Raw genomic sequence first — 19,654 nt, forward strand, 5'->3', positions numbered from 1 at the left:
TGAGTACCCAAGAGGCGGTGACTCGGGTGATGGAGGGGGAGTTGGAGTAACTTTTGACATACTAATCATTTGATACCATTTTTCAAGAAGTGTGCTACACATGAGCCGTCAGCAACCTTGTATTGTGAGAATTTGCTATTACTACACGCAAACAAGCTGCGCTCGGCACCAGAACAGTTGAAGTTGTGGAGACGAAAACAACCTTAGACCTCACCGACAACCTCTGTTCCGTCCGCACTAACACTGTGTTCAGTGACTCCCGGTTCAACTACTTGCGACTTTTCCAATACCCAGGCTCACGACTACAATGCATGATTGCCAGAATCAGAATGTAGTCTGGCTCAATTGTGTAGAGAACGCCATAGGGAAACCGACGGGTCATGCACCGCCGAACATCTTCTTCAATCACACCATAGCGGTTTGGGGATTCCCTGATTTGATAGATTGTAGCCTCGATCGCGTTGATGAACGCTTGAGCAACCTCAACTCTCTGCCCTGTGTAGTATTGAACTGCTTCTGCGTATTCATTCAGCGCTTCAGGATGAAACACATATCTCATGGCTCAATCAGACGTCTGACTTGCGCTAAAGCATCTTCACCTGGAATTGGCTGGACAGCACCTTGTCTGACGTCATCTCTGCGTCGCTTAGCCTCAGTAACCCAAAGGGACTGAATCGCTGAGTCAGTCTCGAACTCCAAGCTTTCCACCAACTTATCCGCGAGAAGTGCTCTCGACTCGCTAGGCAGGGACAATAATTCTTCAGTCAGCTTTTCGATTGACCGCATGGCGCTACCTGACAATTGACTCACCGACCATCATAACAAGAACCTAGTACAAACAGAATTTCTTTGCCCCCTGGGACGACGGGAGGCGGAGCCTCTGGGGGAGCATTCCTAGGCAGAGCCTAGGAACGAGGGGAACGAGGGGAACGAGGGGAACGAGGGGGAGGAGGGGAACGAGGGGAGGAGGGGAGGCGGGGAACGAGGGAGGCTGACCGTTTTTTCCCTACTCGATGGGGATTTCAATGACAAATTCTGTTCCTTCGCCAACGGTCGACAAACAACTGAGACGACCCTGGTGTTTCTCAACCACAATTTGATGAGAAATCGAGAGTCCTAAGCCGGTTCCTTTGCCAACGGCTTTCGTGGTAAAAAGATGATTGAAGATGTTTTGAGATACGTCCTCGGGCATCCCGGGTCCGTTGTCGCGGATGCGAATAATGACCCAGTCGGGGCTGGGATCAGCAGAATCATCTGAGGGGGTCATGTCGATTAATTCTGTACAGATTGTGATACAGTTTGGATTTTGTTCAATCTCCTCAAAGGTGAGTCCTTCATTGATTTCATCAAAGGCATCAATGGCATTAGCAATAATGTTCATGAACACTTGGTTGAGTTGCCCGGCATAACATTTGATTTCGGGAATGTCGCCGTAGTTTTTGACGATCTGAATGCTGGGACGTAGGCTAGTGAATTTTAAGCGCGGTTTGAGAATCATTAAGGTGCTGTCAATGCCTTCGTGGATATTGACGGCAACTTTGGCGGAGGTGTCGGCGCGGGAGAAGGTGCGGAGAGAACGACTGATTTGGCGGATGCGGTCCGTTCCGACACTCATGGAACTGAGGATTTGGGGTAAGTCTTTGAGGATAAATTCGAGGTCGATTTCTTCGATTTCGTCCTCGATGTCTTCGCCGGGATCGGGGAATTTCTCTTGATAGAGTTCTAGCAAGCCTAGTAAATCTTCAATATAGCCAGCGGCATGACTGAGATTGGCATCGACAAAGCCGACGGGGTTGTTAATTTCATGAGCAACCCCGGCCACTAATTGCCCTAAGGTTGCCATTTTTTCACTTTGGACTAATTGGAGTTGGGCTTCTTGTAATTCTTCGAGGGAATCCCGTAACTGTTGAGCCCGATCGCGCTCTCGTAGTTCCGACTGTTTGAGATTTTCATAGAGTCGGGCGTTTTCCAGGGCGATCGCCGCCTGAGCGCAGAGTAACATCAAGACATCGAGACGATCGCGGGTAAAGGCCCCAGCGGTGAGATTATTCTCCAAATACAACAGGCCAATTAACTTCCCCTTCCCCTGAATCGGAGAACATAACAGGGACTTCGGTTGAAATTTCTGGATATATAAATCATTGACAAATGCCGATTCCGCCGTAGCATCATTCAGCACCACACTCTCATTCGTCCGGGCCACATAATGAATCGCAGAACGGGGTAGACTCTCACAGGCTTCAATGGCAATCCCGGGCCGTAACCCTTGTTCGTGATGCGATCGCCGTCCCTCATTCTCCGCCGACTCCTCGGCAGACTCATCATCTCCCTCATCATCGAGATCCCCCACCGTCTGGACAATCTCTAACGTCAGTTGGCCCATGCGATCGAGGATAATCGCCCCCCGTGTGGCCCCGGCGTTGGCGATGGCCAACTTCATCAACTTACCCAAAAGGCGATCGAGGACAATCTCCCCCGAGAGAGAGCGGGCCGCCTTCATCACCGTGGTTACATCCAAAACCGCCGCCCGCGATCGCGTATAATCCAAACTCATATTGACCCGACTACTCAAAGCATCAGGGTGATGCTCCGCCTGCAACGCTAAGGTGGCCACCGACAGCAACGAGCCATACTCCTGGCCCAACTGTTGCACCTGATGACGCGCTCCCCAGCGTTGATACGCCGTATAAGCCTCAGCCAAATACACCCGAGCAATTTTCGCTTTATCCCGTTTTAACCAAAACTGAGCCGCCAAGCCATTGGCCAAGGTGAGATTTTGCGGACAATGATGCTCCAGAGCCCGATCAATGGCCAAATCATACTGATCGATCGCCGCCCCATCCCGGCCCTGCAACCGTTCAATTTCCCCCTGCACCATGGCCGCCGCACAGGCGAAGTTCTCAGGACAGTCCTTGGCCCACCCTTGCAACTCTGCCGCGATGCTGTGCAACCGTTGCGGAATCGGCTCCCCCACCGTCGCCAGCGCACTGGAACTCAGGGCCATCAGCAAACGCCCCAAGGCCCAGGTCAGCGGACCGACTTCAGTCGCACAGATGCCCTCCGACGAGGGTCGAGCCGGATCCGCCATCACCCCCTCCAGACGAGCCAACGCTTCTGTATATCGGTGTTGTCCATAGATAATCCAGGCTCGATGAATCTGGGAACAGCCCCAAATACGCCGTCGACTCGGCGCGATATCCTCTAAGGATGGGTCTCCCGGCTCCCAGTCTTCGAGGATCTGACCCGATCGCAAATAGCGAAGCGTTCCTTGCAGCGTCGTCAAGGCATCGATGGCCCAATGATGTTGATATTTGCGACACCAATTGCAGGCCTCGGCCATGTCCCCGAGCAGGGTATCGAGAGATTTACCGCCATAAAACTCCAGAAACAGCCGCTCAACGGTAATCACACCCCGGCCAAACCAATCACCGACCTCCGTGCTATTGCGATCGGCGGCATCCAACAGCGATAGGGCCTTGGGAATACTATAGAAACGCGGATAAACCTGGCTGGCCAGTTGCAAGTCACTCCAACCGAGGTAGGGATTCCCCTGACTCAGCCAAGATAAAAACGAGTCTGACCCGACCGGCGCCCCTGCCGACTCTGGGGCCTCAGGGGATCGTGACTGATCCGAGTGGCGGCTAATCTGTTCGGCCACCCTGGCCCAAGTCCGAGCCAGGTCGGTCTGCCCGTGATGGAGGAGAATGCTACTGTAGGCGGCGGCGGCTAAGGCCGTTTCGGGGATGGCGCCGAGTTCTTGCGATCGCACCAACAGGAGTTGCACCATTTCCCAACCGCGAGGACTCTGGGGAACATAAACGCGATAGAGGGTGAGGCTTTGCCCCAAGAGGCGATCGAGGGCTGATGGGGCCTGACGATCGCGATCGCGCTTCAGGTCATCGGGGTCAATCGCCAGCCGCCAAGGCTCCCTCGGGTTGTATCCCAGAGCCGAGGGATGAGCCTGGGCCATTCCCAACCGCTCTAGGGTTGCCAGAGCGAGGGATTCAGCGGCCTCAAACTCACCACAGAGACTCAACCGCGCCAGGGCCAACTGGTCGAGTTCCGTCAGCAGGGCCGCTTGAGGCTGATGATTGTAGAGAATGGTCAGTAAATCTTGAGTGCGATCGAGATTCCCTTGCAGCAAGTTGGCCCGCGCTCGTTCTAAATGGAGATTAAAGGCCAGTTGTGGCGTTGCTGACCATCCCTGTTCGCCGAGGGCGTCAATACCGGCCAAACTGTAGCGAATGGCGCTGATGTAATCTCGGGTCAGCCGCGCTTGTTGGGCGGCCCATTGATTGAGTTGCGCTCGTTGGATGCGATCGCCCTCGTCGCAGATGGCGCTTTGACCCAAGTTCCAATGGTGGACAATTTCAAAAATATCATGGGGTGGAATCGAGGACTCGGGCAGAGCGGCGCTCTCCGGGGTGGAGACGAGGGCGGTCATGGGAGGATGTTGAACCCGCTCTAAAAGCCGTTTACCAATTTGCAGATGGAAGTCGGCGTTGTCTCGGGAGCGGTTTGAGGTCGTCCCCCCTTCATCAACGGCCGCAAACTGGGTCATGCAGTAGGCGGCCTGTTGCACTTGTTCATGCAGAAATTGATATTGTCGCAATAACCACAGATCTTGAGATTCGCCGCGACGTTGCCGGGCCGGGTTGAGGGTGGTGGGGCCGGCTTCGCGGGATTGGGGTTGCACGAGGCCTTCGACGAGGGCGGGAATGAGGCTTTGAAACAAGTCCTCTGGGGAGGAATTCGCTAAATCGGCAATTAAATCGAGATCAAATTCCATGCCCACCAGAGAGCCGAGATGCAAAATATATTGAGTGTCGGAGGGGAGCGTTTTGAATTGGTCGAGGAGAAATTCGAGAACGTTGTCGGTAATGTCCTGAGCCTTGATGCGATCGATATCCCATTGCCAACTCATGGACTCATCATCAAAGCGCAATAGTTCTTCGCGATCGAGAGTTTTCAGGAACTCCCGCACAAAAAAGGGATTCCCGTTGGTTTTTTGGCTAATCAGGGCCGCGAGGGGCATCACCGTTTTGAGGCTACTTTGGAGGGTATCGGCCACTAGGGCGGCGATCGCTTCGAGTTCGAGGCCTTGCAGGGGAATTTGTCCGAGGGGACAGCCGCGATCGCGCAACCGTTCTTGCAGGGACAAAATGGGACTGAGGGCGAAGCGGGAGGGAGAGCCGGGGGGACGAGACGGAGACGGAGACTGAGGCTGACGCAGGAAACGGTTTTGATGGTCTCGATAGGCGGCAATAATCAAGAAGGATTGGGACTTGGGATCGCCGAGGAGGGCTTCAATGAGGGCTAAACTCTCGGCGTCGGCCCATTGCAGGTTATCGAGAAAGACCACGAAGGGATGAGAACTGCGACAGAAGACTTGTAAGAGTCGTTGCAGGAGCTGTGGGGGACAGTCTGGACTTCTCTCATCGCCAAGGGGAGCGCTGGGGAGGGTGTTGCGTCCTAACACCAGTTGCAGTTCCGGGATAAACTCCAGCAAGGCGGCGATATCCCGATCTTGGGGGGCGACCTCCGAGGCCACGGGGTTAGCGGGAGTTGAGTCGTCCTCGGGGGACGGTTCTGAGGCGGGTTGGGGTTGCAGGGCCGCTCGGATGCGATCGCGCCATTGTCCTAGGGAGGTTTCGGTTTCGGTCAGTAGTTGGCGAATCAGCTCACTTAAGGCACTGATCCAGCCACTGTACGCTCCTGGCTGAGACGATGGGGGAGATACCGCCTCGATGGGGGCCATTCCTTCCCCAGACGGCGCTGAACTCTCCCGTCGCGATCGCTGAAATTGGCCCGAGACAAAATAGCCACAATGACGGCTGAGGGGTTTGTAACTTTCCGCCACTAAGGCACTTTTCCCAACTCCCGATTCTCCCATAATAAAAATCGCCGAGGTCGAGCCGAGAGACGGCATCAAGTTATTGGGGAGGCTGCCGTTTTCCGACTTAGGAACCGCGCCAATGGCCTCGAAAGCTCGGTGGAGTTGTTGCAGTTCGCGATCGCGTCCATAAATCCGTTGAGGGATGCGAAATTTATTGACGACATCGTTTTCCCCTGGGGTAATATCCTCAATGGTTCCCGTCGCTTCAAGTTGCATCAAGCACAACACCAAATCCGCCTGGATTCCCCAAGCACTTTGATAGCGTTCATCAGCGGTTTTGGCCAGCAGTTTCAGTAAAATCCCGGATAGGGCCGGTGGGATTTGCGGGTCAATTTCATGAGGTGGGGTGGGATTTTGGGCAATATGACAATGGACTAACTCCATGGTGTCGTTGCTTTCAAAGGGTAATCGCCCCAACAGCAGTTCATAAAAGGTCACCCCTAGGGAGTAAAAATCACTGCGATAGTCCAGAGAACAGTTCATGCGCCCGGTTTGTTCCGGGGACATATAGGGGAGGGTTCCTTCTAGGATGCTGGGATTGGGGAGAACGGTATAAGGGGGAGTCACCTGGCTAGAAATGCCAAAATCGATGAACTTGACGCAGTTTAGGTCCCGATTGTAGAGAATATTGGCGGGATTGATATCTTTGTGAATGACATTCGCGCCGTGGATTTGCCCGAGAATTTCCACAATTTGGATGGCCAGATCCAAAAATTCCGGGAGGCGTAGCCGGTGAGATGGCCGTTGAGCCAGATGCTGTTTCAGGGACTGGCCACCAAAATCCTCTAAGACAATCGCAACGGTATTTTGATAGGTTTCGAGAGCTAACGCGCGTACCACCCCTTCAAGTTCGAGTTGTTGGCTGATGTGATATTCCTGTTGGTAACGGGCAACTTCTGTGGGGGTGGCGCGATCGCTCTTGAGGATTTTCAGAACGACTGGCAATCCATCCCGTTCGCGCTGTCCTTGATACACTAAGGAGTTCACGCTTTCGTAGATGGGTGAACTAAGCTGATAACCGGGAAGAAGAATGCTCAGCACAGTTGACAGTTTACCGTTGATAGTTGACAGATTTTGAGGCCATTGACGGGGCATTAGCCCTCAACCCTCAGGGCCGTTCTGTGGGGGTAGGATGCTTGATTAGGGACGGTCTGAGGGTGAATGGATTAGTCCTATTTTGACGCACTCTGGGGCAAGCGCGATCGCTCGGCTCAAAAATACGGCAAAAAAATCCCCAACCCAACGGTTGGGGATCAACATAAGGGTGAATCAGAGCGAATCAAGCTGATGATCTCAACCCTTGATCTCAACGGTTTAACTTAAGAGCGGCTCGACTCAAACTCAGCAATATCGAGAATGGTTTTGAGAACTGAGTCAGGGTTCAAGCTAATCGAGTCAATTCCCTGTTCAACCAGGAAGCGAGCGAACTCAGGATAGTCACTGGGAGCTTGACCACAGATCCCAATCTTGCGATTGTTGGCTTTAGCCCGTTCGATGACCATGCGGACCATAGTTTTGACGCCTTCGTTGCGTTCATCGAAGATATGCGCCACTAAACCGGAGTCACGGTCTAAACCGAGGGTCAACTGAGTCAAGTCATTGGACCCGATGGAGAAGCCATCAAAGACCTTACTGTACTCGTCAGCGAGGATGATGTTGCTGGGAATCTCGCACATGACATAGACTTCCAAGCCATTTTCGCCCCGTTTCAAGCCATGTTTTTCCATTTCTGCGAGAACTTTGCGGCCTTCATCGGGGGTGCGGCAGAAGGGAATCATGGGGATCACGTTGGTCAGTCCCATTTCATCGCGAACCCGTTTCAAGGCTTTGCATTCTAAGCCATAGGCGTCGGCATAGTTGGGGTCATAGTAACGGGATGCACCGCGCCAGCCAATCATCGGGTTTTCTTCTTTGGGTTCAAACTGCCGTCCGCCGAGGAGGTTAGCATATTCGTTGCTCTTGAAGTCGGACATCCGCACCACCACGGGTTTCGGGTAGAAGGCGGCGGCGATGGTGCCGATACCGTAGGCCAGTTTATCGACGAAGAACTGAGGTTTGTCCTCATACTCAGCGGTCAAGGTGGCGATTTCCCGTTTGACGGCGGCATCTTCGAGTTCGTCAAAGTGCAGCAAGGCCAAGGGGTGGGCTTTGATGTGGTTGGCGATGATGAACTCGAAGCGGGCTAAGCCAACGCCTTGACAGGGAATGGCGGAGAGGCCGAAGGCTTCTTCGGGGTTACCCACGTTCATCAAGATTTTAGTTTTGGTGGTGGGGAGGTTGTCGAGGACGGTTTCTTCAATCTCGAAGGGAACTAAACCGGCATAGACTTTTCCTTCTTCTCCTCCACAGCAGGAGACGGTCACCTCTTCGCCGGTTTTGAGAACGCCGGTGGCGTTACCGCAGCCGACGATCGCCGGGATGCCCATTTCTCGGGCGATAATGGCGGCGTGGCAGGTGCGTCCACCTTGGTTGGTGACGATCGCACTGGCTTTTTTCATGATCGGTTCCCAGTCGGGATCCGTTTTGTTGGTGATGAGAACGTCACCGGCTTCAAATTCGTCGATTTGTTGGACGTCACGAATGACGCGGGCCAGACCTTGGCCGATGGCTTCGCCGACGGCTCGTCCGGTGACGCGAATGTCGCTGGTTCCTTGGAGACGGTAGTGTTTGAGGACGTTCCCGGATTTTTGGGATTGGACGGTTTCGGGGCGAGCTTGGACGATAAACATTTCCCCGGTTTGTCCGTCTTTGGCCCATTCAATGTCCATGGGGGTATATTGGCCCCGGACTTCGCTGTAGTGGTCTTCGATGATGGCGGCCCATTTGGCTAGGGTGAGGACTTCATCGTCGGTAATGGCGAATTTGAGGCGATCCGGTTCGGCGACGGGGACGTTTTTGGTGAGTTTACCGCCACCAACGTCGTAGATCATTTTGATCTCTTTGCTGCCGAGCCGTTTTTCCAGGATTGGACGGAAGCCTTGTTTGAGGGTGGGTTTGAAGACGAAGTATTCGTCGGGGTTGACGGCACCTTGGACGACGTTTTCTCCTAAGCCATAGGCGGCGGTGATCAAGGCGGCGTCTTTGAAGCCGGTTTCGGTGTCGATGGAGAACATCACCCCGGATGAGGCCAAATCGGAACGCACCATTTTTTGTACACCTACGGAGAGGGCGACGTCGAAGTGATCGAAGCCTTTAATGGTGCGATAGGAGATGGCGCGATCGGTGAAGATGGAGGCGAAGCAACGGTGACAGGCTTCGAGAACGGATTTGGCGCCGTGGACGTTGAGATAGGTTTCTTGTTGTCCGGCGAAACTGGCGTCGGGCAAGTCTTCGGCGGTGGCACTCGATCGCACGGCAACGTCGGTGTCGTAGCTATATTCTTTACAGGCTTGACGATACTCGGGATCAAAGCGTTCGCAAAATTCTGTGTCGGCGCCGTAGCGTTCGCACAGTTTGAAGTAGGCGGTGGCGATCGCCACTTCGAGTTCTTTGGGAAATGGTGTATTCAACACCAACGCCCGGGCTTGTTTGCCGCGATCGCGCAGGTTTTTCAGGTTCTCGACATCTAGGTCGGAGAAGAGTTTACGGAGTTTGCTTTCGAGTCCCGCTTGTTTGACAAAATAGCGATAGGCATAGGCAGTTGTCGCAAAGCCAGTCGGGACGGTAACCCCTTTGGCCGACAGTTGTTGAATCATTTCTCCCAGGGAGGCGTTTTTGCCGCCAACCAGGGAAACATCAGCAATCCCAACATCTTCAAACCACAGCACTAGGCTATCAGTTTTGGAAGATCCGGATGCAGATTGAGGAGCGCTAGTAACCATAATAATTATCCATCCCGCGTGGTTAAGCTTCGTCTCTCATGGTATCGACTTGATCCGGACCTGGTACAACTTTTTAATGATTATTTATAATTGATATTTTCCCGGCAATTATTAAGGTTTTTAACATGATAAAAAGATTGTTAAAATATTGATTTCTTTTTCAGGCTTAGGAGTATAATGAGGAGACTTGTTGTTTTTAGATTTTCGGCGTCCCTCCCGAGGTCACTCCACAAGGGAACGGAGAGGGTCGAGCCGAGGAGCTATCCCCCCGACGGCGATCGCCTTGGGAAAGCCCCAAACAAGCCCAAGAAAAGACGGTGAAGGAATCCCCCTCACCGTCTCACTAACAAGCGTTGCTGCCGAACTGAGCGGTCTCTAGTCGTCCTCTAGTCGTCGTAGACTCGGCACTCAGCCGCATCCGGGTTGTTATCGCAGTACGTCTCGAAGGACGTTTTCTCGGGTTTGTTTTTTTTGTGAGCGGCTTCGGCCTGTAACTCTTCGACGGCATCCCAAGCGGCAGCACATTCTTTAGAATTCGCGCCACTGGTATCGCAAGCGTTGCGTGCGGCTTCACGCTCTTGGTCAATTTGGCTTTGGATGTTGTTTTCGCTCATAATCTCGTTCGTTTGGGTAATAACCTGTTCTTAGTTTAGACATCTTCTGAGGATGAAGGGAACCTTCCCCGTCAGACCATGTCGCAACGGCTCACCTAGGGGCCGGTTGTTTGATGAGTCTGGGACTCGATCAGAAGTACAGAGGCGATCGCTCCGTGGGATCTGTTCGTCTGGCCCAGGTCATCAAGAGATGACCTCTCGCAGACCGTTGCTTAAGCGATCTTAACAAGAAAGATTGACCCCAAGCCGGGATATCAGCTCAGACGGCCCCGCAGACTCCAAGATTAAACCTTGAGTCGGGGTCGCTTCTTGATAGGATCACTCATACCGGATGATGAGGCGGTCACGACAAAACCCTAGCGTTATTTTTAGATTTGCCGTCTCAAGCCTCCGCCTTGTCCCCCCTATCATCGGGAGAGAAACACCTATGGAGTGGGTTAATGCCCTATCAACTCGTCCATCCCTCGAAGCCGCCATCACGGAGGTGAGCCAGGCCGCCCTCAAACGCCTCGCTAACCCGCCTGATTTGGGCTTAGTGTTCATCTCCTCAGCCTTTGCCAGTGACTATCCTCGGGTGTTGCCCCTGCTACGAGAACAGCTCCCGGATATTCCCCTCATTGGCTGCGGAGGAGGAGGCGTCATCGGCGCTCAGATGGGGGGAGAGTCCATCGATACCGTCGAAATTGAGGGCGATATTGGCATCAGCTTAACCCTGGCTTACCTGCCGGGAGTGACGGTTCAGGAGTTTTATCTCTCGTTGGACCATCTGCCGGATCTCGATAGTCCTCCCGATCGCTGGATCGAGACCCTCGGCGTTGATCCCGCCGATGATCCCCAGCTCATTCTCTTGGCAGATCCCCTGATGACCGGTATTACCGATTGTCTTCAGGGCCTCGATTATGCCTATCCCAATGCTCCGAAAGTGGGGGGACTCTCTAGTGGTGCGGTTCTCAATGGGGGGAGTTTGTTTTATGGCGATCGCGCCCTGCGGGAAGGGGTGGTGGGCGTAGCCCTATCTGGTAATCTGCAACTCGATACCATCGTCGCCCAGGGATGTCGTCCCATTGGCAAACCCTATCGCGTCGCCTCGGGAGAACGCAATATCATTTTGTCCCTCGATGATGTGGGGGAAACCGATACCGCCCGCCCTCCCCTGGAGTTACTGCGAGAGTTGATTACCCAATTAAGCCAGAGCGATCGCGAATTAGCCCAACAGTCTCTATTTATTGGCGTGGTGCGCGATGAATTTAAGCAACGGCTCGAAGCGGGGGATTTTCTGATTCGTAATCTCGTTGGGGTTGATCCCCAAGTCGGGGCCATCGCCATCGGCGATCGCGTTCGCCCCGGCCAGCGGGTTCAGTTTCACTTACGGGATGCCCAAACCTCCGCCGATGACCTCGAAACCCTACTGCAACGCTATTGTGAGACGCCAACTGGGCCATCTCAGCCGTTGGGGGCGTTGATGTTTGCCTGTCTCGGCCGAGGCCTTGGCTTATACAAAGATGGTAACTTTGACTCGCGACTGTTCCATCGCTATTTCCCCAATCTACCGCTGAGTGGGTTTTTCTGTAATGGAGAAATTGGCCCAGTCGGAGGATCAACCTTCCTCCACGGCTATACATCGGTGTTCGGGATTTGTCGTCCTCGTTCCTGAGGGGGGGAGAGCGGGAGTCTCGGGCCATGACTCGCGGCTTGACATCGGCGGCGTTGGGCTGTCGGGTCGGGTTTTTGCGCGATCGTGCTTCACCTTTGTTAACATACAGTCAAACCCTTGCCCCTTTACCAGTTGAGTCCTATGAACCCCGACACGTTGATGCAGTCATTACAAACCAGTTTCCGTGCTACTGTGGGCGCAGCATCGACTGCCCTAGAGAGTTTGCAAGATGCTCAGAAACGCGAGGAAAATCTACAGGCCCTGCAAAATCAGGATTGGGATGCTGTGGTGCAACGCCTAGCGGAAAAAGGAGAGATCACCGAACTCGAAGCACGCCGCTTTGTCGATGAACTCCTCGGAAGCCAATCTCCAGATGGTCCTAGAACCGTCGATGTGACGGGAGAAGCTGAGGAGTCAACCGCTGAACCCGCCACGGAAGAAGAGTTAGAAGCCCTCTCGGAGATGGTGGCCTCGTTACGTCAGGAGTTGGAACAACTACGCCATTCTAAATCTGACGCTTAATCCTGCGGCTGGCCGATCTCATTCTTGAGAACCGACGCACGAGAACAACGGTGAACTGTGTAATCGCGACAGTTCACCGTTGTTTGATCCCGATGGTGAAGGATTTAAGAGAAATCGTGATAATTCGTTACCAATTTCGGGAAAAAATTTACATTGTGGTAACAATAGTTACGATCCGATCGCCTCTGCCTTGTTTAAATAGTCGTGGTATGGAGAGGGCTTTGGCTGAGTCAGACTCCTTAGTCGTTTTCCCAGGTTTCTGGGCCAACGAGATCGCCGATGCGATCGCGCAGGAGGTAGTCATGCTTCTCAAGTTCAATTTCGACGGAGGTCCAATGGCGAGCCGGGATATGGACGCAGAGGGTGTAAATCGGTTGCTGGCGACTGACGGCTCCCTTCTGCACCAAGTGGCGAGCCTCTTCTTCGATGGTTTCAATACTGTACCGGGCGGTGGTGGTGAAAGTCATAGTATAGTCCTGTGATATAGCGTGAACTGAACTGTAGAATCTGTAAACAGGATTTAGAGCGAGCTTGACCTAGTTGATCGTCACTCGGTTAAATCTAAGCTTGAGTTTGAGTCTGACAACGGGATCCGGACAAATGGTTGAGGAAGCTGTAATCTTCTATACCAACATTTGACCGTCCTTGAGGTAGGGACACCTCAATTATACTCAAAGTTAATGAATTTTCATGAAGTTGGTCATCGTCCTCGGGGCTGAAACATCCCGTTGCCGGTCGGAGTGGTCGTTCTCAACGCCATCCTAACAAATCCGAACCCAGGGGGAGTGTGATGTCCAAAGCTGCCAAATTTAGGCCAGGGGGGTCAAGGATGACCAATCTAGCCGTAAATCCGGGAATAACTGATTAAGGGCGATCGCTTGGGCTGCGGCCATTTGTCCGAAGGAAAACGCATAAGGGACAGATGTAGGGATCTGGCGCAAGAATCGTTTGAGACTATATGGACTACCATAAATGGCGATCGCCCGAAGATCGCCATCTCTTAATAATTTGTTAAGCCATTCTTCGCTCAGTTGAGCCAAAGCGAGGCTACTTCCAAAGGGGTTACCGCGAATAAAAACCTGCACCATTGTCGGGCGAGAAACGATCGCCGAACTCGGGGAGCGATCGCCGTTGAGATCGAGCAGATAGGGCTGATATCCCTGCTGTTTCGGCAGAGCGATGGCGGGGGAGTGGTGATCCAGATGGCGGCTGCGTAATAGATCATCGACGATGACGAGATTATAGCCCGACTCGACGGCGGCCACGGAGCCAGGGCGAGCAGTTCCCGAGGCCCGTAGGATGCGATCGCCAAGCTGTTTAGCGTCATCAGACCCCACCTGGGCTAAATCCGCCAGGGGAGAGCGGTTGGAGGAGGTGATTTTGGCCTTGGCCTGGGCAATCCGTTGCACCGAAGCTAGGATGCGATCGCGGCGGATTCGCCCCGACTCCACCGCCTGACACACCGCCTCAATCCCACCGGGGAGATCCTCGGGCATCAAAACAATATCATTGCCCGCCTCCACCGCTAACACCGCCGCCTCACGGGCATCATACTGGTTGGCGATCGCCCCCATCACCAAGGCATCCGTCACCACCAAGCCATTAAAGCCCAATGCACCCCGTAGCTGCGCCTCTAACACCCGAGGCGAGAGGGTCACGGGGGCCTGTTCATCCCAGAGGGGAACCTGCACGTGAGCCGTCATAATGGCGTCTATGCCAGCGGCGATCGCCCCGCGAAAGGGCAACAACTCCACCGCCTCCAACCGCTGGGCATCATGAGGGAGTTGGGGTAATTGCCAATGAGAATCGACACTGGTATCTCCATGGCCCGGAAAATGCTTGGCGGTGGTTAAAACCGGCTGGGTTTGAGTCCCTTCAATAAACGCCGTTGCCAAGGCCGTCACAATCTCGGGATTGTCACTAAACGATCGCACATTAATCACCGGATTATCGGGATTATTATTAACATCGACGACTGGGGCTAAAATCCAATTTAATCCCGCTGCAACGGCTTCTGACGCCAACCATTGCCCCATCTCGCGGGCCAACTGTTGGGCCTGGGGCAACTCCTGGCGGGCCATTTCCCCTAAGGCCATCGGCGGCGGAAACCAGGTGGCCCCAGGAAAGCGTTGCCCCACCCCTTCCTCAATATCGGCACAGAGTAACAGGGGAATTTCGGCCCACTCTTGCAGTTGTTGGGTTCGCAGCCGCAACTCGCTGACGCTGCCATCAATCAGTAAGACGCCACCAATCCCCCAATCCTGAAGCCAATGGCGTAGGCGATCGCGATCGGGTTCCCAGGCCCGATAGCGAATTTGTGAGTCAAACAGATGCCCCGAGGCCCGAACCACAAACATTTGGGCGACAAGACGACGTAAAGATAGGTCCGAGGGATTAAACATTAATAATGGAGGCTAAACAATCGAAAAAAGGGGTTCCTGGGTTCAGGGTAATCAGGACAATTTATGACAGATTACATCCGTTGCTGTAGGGGCAGAAAATCCCCTCCTGGGAGGGGTTAGGGGTGGGTTCCCCTACAATTTGGTGTCCGAAGCAACAAATCACACCATCTATCCTGAAGACCTAGAAAAAATTGACTCATTTCACAGATTTGATGTGACTGGGTAGTTGCTATAGAACCTCAATCAAACGCTCCTTAACGTTCTAACGCCAGGTTAATACAGTCCCGAATCCCTTGCCAGTCTCGTTCAGAGAGATGTCCAATCCGAACTAGGTTTGCGGAAGGGGGCAAGGTAACGATAAAGCTGCGAAAGACAGAAGCAACCCGCAAACCTGCGGCTTGCCAGTCTTGAAGGACATAGTCCGTGACTCCCAATCGTTTTCTCTGGGATGTGATGAGTCCAATAATGACATCCGGGCGGTTGGCATGATACGTCGCCGACGATAGAACAACAGCCGGACGGCGTTTGATTCCTGTAACTCCAGGAAAATCAACAGTCACGATATCACCCGAATTAACACTCACTCCGTTTCATCCTCCTCTTGTGAAAAGTAAGCAACACCATGTTGAAACGCAAATAGAGCTAAGTCGTCTTGATCCTCCTGGGTCCAGACATCGCTATCATCAACATCATCAACAAAATTTATCTCACGACGTATTTGTTGTTTCGCGAGTCCATTCAGAATAAGCGTTGCTAACTGTAACCGTTCTGTTGGAGGCAAGCTGGAAATAATATCAGTGTAAATGTCTTCAATCTTGTTTGCCATCGAATCTCCTTGTTTTTTGAGTATGGTGTAAACCGTGATTGTTTTTTCCTATCCATGGGGTTTGCAACTGCCATTTGCAGAGCGTACATTGTCATTCACGGGTCAAACGCCCCCTCAATTGCTATCTATAGATCGGTTAGGCTCTCAAGATTGTAACAGAAGCACCGACAGCCGTTCCCCTGCCGCAATTCCAGGACTTCCCACCGGAATCACGGCACAAGCATTGGTTTGGGCTAAATTGACCAAATTTCCAGAACTAAAACTTCCCCCAGCACAATTGAAGTGGAACTGTCCGTCGCGAATCGCCACTTGTCCCCAAATATAGGTTTCTCGGCTGGGGGCGGCGGGTAAGGCTAACTCGGTTGTTGCTTCTACAAATTGAGGGTGCCAGCCGTGACTCAATCCTGAGAGTTTGAGTAAGGCCGGTTGCACAAATCGCCAGGCCGTGACTAAGGCTGAGACTGGATTTCCTGGTAGGCCAAAATACAGCGATCGCAGTTTCGGAAAACGGGCCATGGTCAAAGGTTTACCGGGCTTAATAGCCACTGATTGCACCTGAATTTCGCCCCCCAAGTCTTGCAAAATCCCCTCAATATAATCATAATCGCCCACAGAAACCCCTCCTGTGGAGATCACCACATCTCCCCATTGCAAAGCTTCACGAATTGTTTGACGCAGGCTTTGCGGGGTATCGGGCACAATTCCCAACCGTAGGGCTTCAATGTCTAATTGATGTAGAAAAGCCGCTAATGCGTATTGATTAGAATCAACAATTTGTCCGGGTTTGAGAGGCTGATTCGGGGCGACTAACTCACTTCCCGTCGAGAGAATTGCCACACGGGGTTTGCGAATGACCTTCACCACATTACATTGGGCCGCCGCTAAGACGGCAATTTCCGCTGCTTGTAGGCGAATCCCTGCATTGAGAAGGGGGGTTCCGGCTTGGTAAAAGCGGCCGCGATGACGGACAAATTCTCCGCAGGCTTTGGGAGGTTGTAAGACGTCAACGCGATCGCCGTCTCGTCGTGTGGCCTCCTGCATAACAATGGTATCGGCCCCTGGGGGAACCATGGCCCCGGTGAAGATGCGGGCGGCTTGCCCTGATTTTAGGGTGTGCTGGGGTGGGGTTCCGGCGGCGATATTTTCGATCACCTGTAAACTGACGGGGGTTTCCCCCGAGGCGGCGGCGACATCTTCAAAGCGAACCGCATAGCCATCCATGGCGGAGTTATCCCAATGGGGAAAGTCTAGTTGACTGCGAACGGCGGTGGCCAGAATCCGCCCGGTGGCTTCGGGGAGGCGAACGCCCTCGCTGTCGGTGAGGGGATGAACGGCTGCGAAAATGAGGTGTTCGGCGTCAGCGACGGACAACATAGGCGGGTCGGTGTTACGGGTTTAAAGGGTTAGGGGAAAATCTGTCGTCATGGCTTCGGAGGGGGGAGCCATCCCCTCTCAGGGTACAACGGACTCGCTCTAGGAGTGAATGTAAAGTTTTGTACGAAGGGCCGCGTTCTTCGGAAAAATCCAGGAATGAACAGGACATGAGAACTTTAGGTTTTCTTAAGGGAATAGGGGGTTGACAGGTCTGGGCATCAAAAACTCTGACGACTCGGGTCGAATACCAGACACCGGGTTTCTGTTAGAAACTCGGTGTCTCACTGGGTTGGGGGGATTGCCTTGTTATAATACTATTTTTTCTCAGGATTTTGAGCGTAAATTTGGGCAAATTATGTGGCGTTCCCACCAGGATTTTTAGTGTGATTTTTTGTCGTGAATATCCACAAATTACCGTTGATTTCCTGAACATTCTCAACAGGAGAATTTAGGGAATTTGCGTTTCCCAAACGGCAATTCGTTCTTGGGCGGTCTCGTAGGCGGGGCTAGTTTCAGGCACTAATTGGGCTGCATCAATGGCAAATTGAATCTGTCCATTCTCCGCCCGCTGTTGGGCTAAATCGAGGATGGCTTGACTCCAACGGGCGATCGCCTCTTGAGCCTCAGTATAAAGGGGTTGATTGGGGTCAATCTGTCGGACTTGTTCGATCGCCCGCCAGTAGGATGAGGCTTGTCCGGGGTCAATCTGGGCTTGGGCGTTTTCTAGTATTTTTTGGCTTTCACTGGGGTCTAAGGACGATTCTGGGGGGTCTGGGCGCGTTTCTGCCATAGGGGTGGACTCCTCAATATCCGGGTCTCCCGGCGAGCCAAACACCCCTAGCATTAAAAACGAGGCGATCGCCCCCAACAGTCCAATCAATTGCCAGAGACTCCCCGTCGCCGCTGTCGAAGCGGGTTGGGGTTCTGGAGTGGGTTCTGGAGTGGGTTCTGGAGTGGGTTCTGGAGTCACTTCAGGAGTCACTTCAGGAGTCGGTTCAGGAGTCGGTTCGGGGATCTCGTTGACAAACAGCGATCGCCCCTGCTGGGCCGTTGAGGCAATCAGTAGCGGCGTTTGGGGCGGTTGGCGACATTGATCCGCGAGGGGGGGCAACACTTGACGTAACTCCGCCTCTACATCCGCTAAAGTGCGATCGCCGTGATACCGTAACGCCGCAATCAACGCCGTCGTAAACAATCCATTGCGTAAATCCCGAGACTCCCGCGATCGCTGATCCAACTGACAACTCAACAACGCCGGAATCCCCGCCGACTCAGCCAAACGAACCAACTGCGATCCAATGGCTTGTCCCAACTGGGGGGCTGTGGGGCGGCGGATATCCAGAAATAGAGTAATATGCTGGCTATCGAGGGCCTGGAGATGCTCAAATACCGATTGGGCCGCAACAGCCGTTTGCGGGAGTCGTTCAGGATCACTATCTCGCAACAGAAAATAGTCCTGGCCCTGATGATTGAGGACATACCCACTAAAAAACAGCCACACCAGATCCTCACTCCCCACATGACGAGGAAGCCACTCACTCAGCAATCGCCCGAACGTCGCCGCCTTCGGTTCCGTCTCAATCCCATCCTCCGTTGGCGGCGATTGTTCCGTTAGCAGGGCCAAATCCTCGGGCCGCAGCCAACCCGCTTGCAGCAGATGATTCGCCAACCCCTGGGCATCTTGCACGGCAAACCGCAAGGGCTGAAGATAGTCATAATGGTCGAGGCCGACAGCAAGCAAAACCAGGTTGCCCATAAGAGAATGTGCGAGGTAGGGTGAGTGATAAAATCGGGGCGGGCCAATCCCCGAGCATGAGCCGAATTGAGCTTAATTTTGCGCCTTAACGTTGGGCTTGATAGCCGTTGAGGATTTCAGAACGGAACACTTGGCGAATCGGCGGCGAGAGATAACGACGTTGTAGGCCTTGCCAACGCAACCAGTTCTGATAGCGTGTCTCACGAAGCTGTTGGGCCAACTCCGGGGCGACTTTCGCAAAATCTTTGTTCAACGCCTCACTGAGAAATTCTCCCATAACATAGCTATCTTGCAGATGTCCCAAGATTTCTTGTAACTCCTTCATATCGGCCAAATAGGCTTGATAGGTGGGACTATAGAGATCGCCGAAGATTGTCATCAGATAGCGAACACGCTTGGTTTGCTTACGCAATTCATGGAGATCCTTACCCTGTTGCAGCAGTAACTCATCCACCGCCTCACGGCTGATTTGGGAAGATGTCTCAGAAGATGTTTCGGGAGATGTCTCAGAAGATGTTTCGGGAGATGTCTCGGGAGATGTCTCAAGGAATGTCTCAGGAGATAACCCCACCCACCAACCGGGTTCGAGGAGGAGACGACACACACTCGGGAGTAAGACATCCGCCAAAACCGATTGAATCGGTAGCGTGGCGTAGGGGCTGTATTGAGGATGTTGTAACCATTCCTGAATCGCCCCTTTGAATTTGTTGTACGACTTACCCAGGAGTAACGCTTCGGCATCCTTGCGGGCCGTTTTGCGACGTTTGGCGAGGGTTTTCAGGGCCGGTT

At 53.3% G+C, this 19,654-nt stretch carries 14 protein-coding genes; 2 read left to right on the plus strand and 12 right to left on the minus strand.

Annotated elements, in window-relative coordinates; translation table 11 throughout:
- Window positions 1-268 precede the first annotated feature (268 nt).
- The 5 genes from R6U67_RS02860 to R6U67_RS02880 form a co-directional block, all read right to left on the minus strand.
- Window positions 269-559, minus strand: a complete 291-nt coding sequence (locus tag R6U67_RS02860) for a type II toxin-antitoxin system RelE/ParE family toxin (protein ID WP_410251154.1) — start codon at window positions 557-559, stop codon at window positions 269-271.
- The gene (locus tag R6U67_RS02865) at window positions 556-786 is read right to left on the minus strand and encodes an addiction module protein (protein WP_068788151.1); all 231 of its coding nucleotides are present in this window, start codon (window positions 784-786) and stop codon (window positions 556-558) included. The genes R6U67_RS02860 and R6U67_RS02865 overlap by 4 nt, the downstream gene beginning before the upstream one ends.
- Before the next feature lie 220 nt (window positions 787-1,006).
- On the minus strand, window positions 1,007-6,937 hold the full coding sequence (locus R6U67_RS02870; RefSeq protein WP_410251155.1) for a protein kinase domain-containing protein: 5,931 nt from the start codon (window positions 6,935-6,937) through the stop codon (window positions 1,007-1,009).
- 278 nt (window positions 6,938-7,215) lie between these two features.
- On the minus strand, window positions 7,216-9,717 hold the full coding sequence (gene ppsA, locus R6U67_RS02875; RefSeq protein WP_410251156.1) for a phosphoenolpyruvate synthase: 2,502 nt from the start codon (window positions 9,715-9,717) through the stop codon (window positions 7,216-7,218).
- Between the two features lie 386 nt (window positions 9,718-10,103).
- The gene (locus R6U67_RS02880) at window positions 10,104-10,331 is read right to left on the minus strand and encodes a Calvin cycle protein CP12 (protein ID WP_068788154.1); all 228 of its coding nucleotides are present in this window, start codon (window positions 10,329-10,331) and stop codon (window positions 10,104-10,106) included.
- 427 nt (window positions 10,332-10,758) lie between these two features.
- On the opposite strand from R6U67_RS02880, the gene R6U67_RS02885 reads away from it, so the two are divergent.
- Complete coding sequence (locus R6U67_RS02885; protein WP_410251157.1) at window positions 10,759-11,985, plus strand: FIST N-terminal domain-containing protein; 1,227 nt, start codon at window positions 10,759-10,761, stop codon at window positions 11,983-11,985.
- Between the two features lie 141 nt (window positions 11,986-12,126).
- Window positions 12,127-12,507, plus strand: a complete 381-nt coding sequence (locus R6U67_RS02890) for a hypothetical protein (protein ID WP_410251158.1) — start codon at window positions 12,127-12,129, stop codon at window positions 12,505-12,507.
- Between the two features lie 239 nt (window positions 12,508-12,746).
- Here R6U67_RS02890 and R6U67_RS02895 read toward each other — a convergent pair whose 3' ends face one another.
- The 7 genes from R6U67_RS02895 to R6U67_RS02925 all read right to left on the minus strand — a co-directional run.
- Window positions 12,747-12,974 (minus strand): DUF4327 family protein, encoded by a 228-nt coding sequence (locus R6U67_RS02895; protein ID WP_410251159.1) that lies wholly within the window; start codon window positions 12,972-12,974, stop codon window positions 12,747-12,749.
- Between the two features lie 342 nt (window positions 12,975-13,316).
- The gene (locus R6U67_RS02900; protein ID WP_410251160.1) at window positions 13,317-14,909 is read right to left on the minus strand and encodes a glycoside hydrolase family 3 N-terminal domain-containing protein; all 1,593 of its coding nucleotides are present in this window, start codon (window positions 14,907-14,909) and stop codon (window positions 13,317-13,319) included.
- A gap of 254 nt (window positions 14,910-15,163) precedes the next feature.
- Window positions 15,164-15,469, minus strand: a complete 306-nt coding sequence (locus R6U67_RS02905) for a type II toxin-antitoxin system PemK/MazF family toxin (RefSeq protein ID WP_410251161.1) — start codon at window positions 15,467-15,469, stop codon at window positions 15,164-15,166.
- Window positions 15,470-15,489: 20 nt separating this feature from the next.
- Window positions 15,490-15,735, minus strand: coding sequence for a hypothetical protein (locus tag R6U67_RS02910; RefSeq protein WP_068787797.1), 246 nt, complete (start codon window positions 15,733-15,735; stop codon window positions 15,490-15,492).
- A gap of 144 nt (window positions 15,736-15,879) precedes the next feature.
- Entirely contained in the window at window positions 15,880-17,109 is a 1,230-nt protein-coding gene (gene glp, locus R6U67_RS02915; RefSeq protein ID WP_410251162.1) for a gephyrin-like molybdotransferase Glp, read from the minus strand.
- A 448-nt stretch (window positions 17,110-17,557) separates the two neighbouring features.
- Window positions 17,558-18,865 (minus strand): caspase domain-containing protein, encoded by a 1,308-nt coding sequence (locus R6U67_RS02920; RefSeq protein ID WP_410251163.1) that lies wholly within the window; start codon window positions 18,863-18,865, stop codon window positions 17,558-17,560.
- A gap of 85 nt (window positions 18,866-18,950) precedes the next feature.
- The coding region (locus R6U67_RS02925; protein ID WP_410251164.1) for a CHAD domain-containing protein at window positions 18,951-19,654 on the minus strand (704 nt) is incomplete at its 5' end.

The sequence above is a fragment of the Sodalinema sp. genome (assembly GCF_046483825.1).
Taxonomy (GTDB): domain Bacteria; phylum Cyanobacteriota; class Cyanobacteriia; order Cyanobacteriales; family Geitlerinemataceae; genus Sodalinema.

Excerpts from the sequence above, each read along its gene's own strand:
- ppsA (WP_410251156.1), bottom strand. The coding sequence starts at position 9,717 with ATGGTTACTAGCGCTCCTCAATCTGCATCCGGATCTTCCAAAACTGAT.
- R6U67_RS02865 (WP_068788151.1), bottom strand. The coding sequence starts at position 786 with ATGCGGTCAATCGAAAAGCTGACTGAAGAATTATTGTCCCTGCCTAGC.
- R6U67_RS02860 (WP_410251154.1), bottom strand. The coding sequence starts at position 559 with ATGAGATATGTGTTTCATCCTGAAGCGCTGAATGAATACGCAGAAGCA.
- glp (WP_410251162.1), bottom strand. The coding sequence starts at position 17,109 with ATGTTGTCCGTCGCTGACGCCGAACACCTCATTTTCGCAGCCGTTCAT.
- R6U67_RS02895 (WP_410251159.1), bottom strand. The coding sequence starts at position 12,974 with ATGACTTTCACCACCACCGCCCGGTACAGTATTGAAACCATCGAAGAA.
- R6U67_RS02910 (WP_068787797.1), bottom strand. The coding sequence starts at position 15,735 with ATGGCAAACAAGATTGAAGACATTTACACTGATATTATTTCCAGCTTG.
- R6U67_RS02885 (WP_410251157.1), top strand. The coding sequence starts at position 10,759 with ATGGAGTGGGTTAATGCCCTATCAACTCGTCCATCCCTCGAAGCCGCC.
- R6U67_RS02920 (WP_410251163.1), bottom strand. The coding sequence starts at position 18,865 with ATGGGCAACCTGGTTTTGCTTGCTGTCGGCCTCGACCATTATGACTAT.
- R6U67_RS02900 (WP_410251160.1), bottom strand. The coding sequence starts at position 14,909 with ATGTTTAATCCCTCGGACCTATCTTTACGTCGTCTTGTCGCCCAAATG.
- R6U67_RS02890 (WP_410251158.1), top strand. The coding sequence starts at position 12,127 with ATGAACCCCGACACGTTGATGCAGTCATTACAAACCAGTTTCCGTGCT.
- R6U67_RS02880 (WP_068788154.1), bottom strand. The coding sequence starts at position 10,331 with ATGAGCGAAAACAACATCCAAAGCCAAATTGACCAAGAGCGTGAAGCC.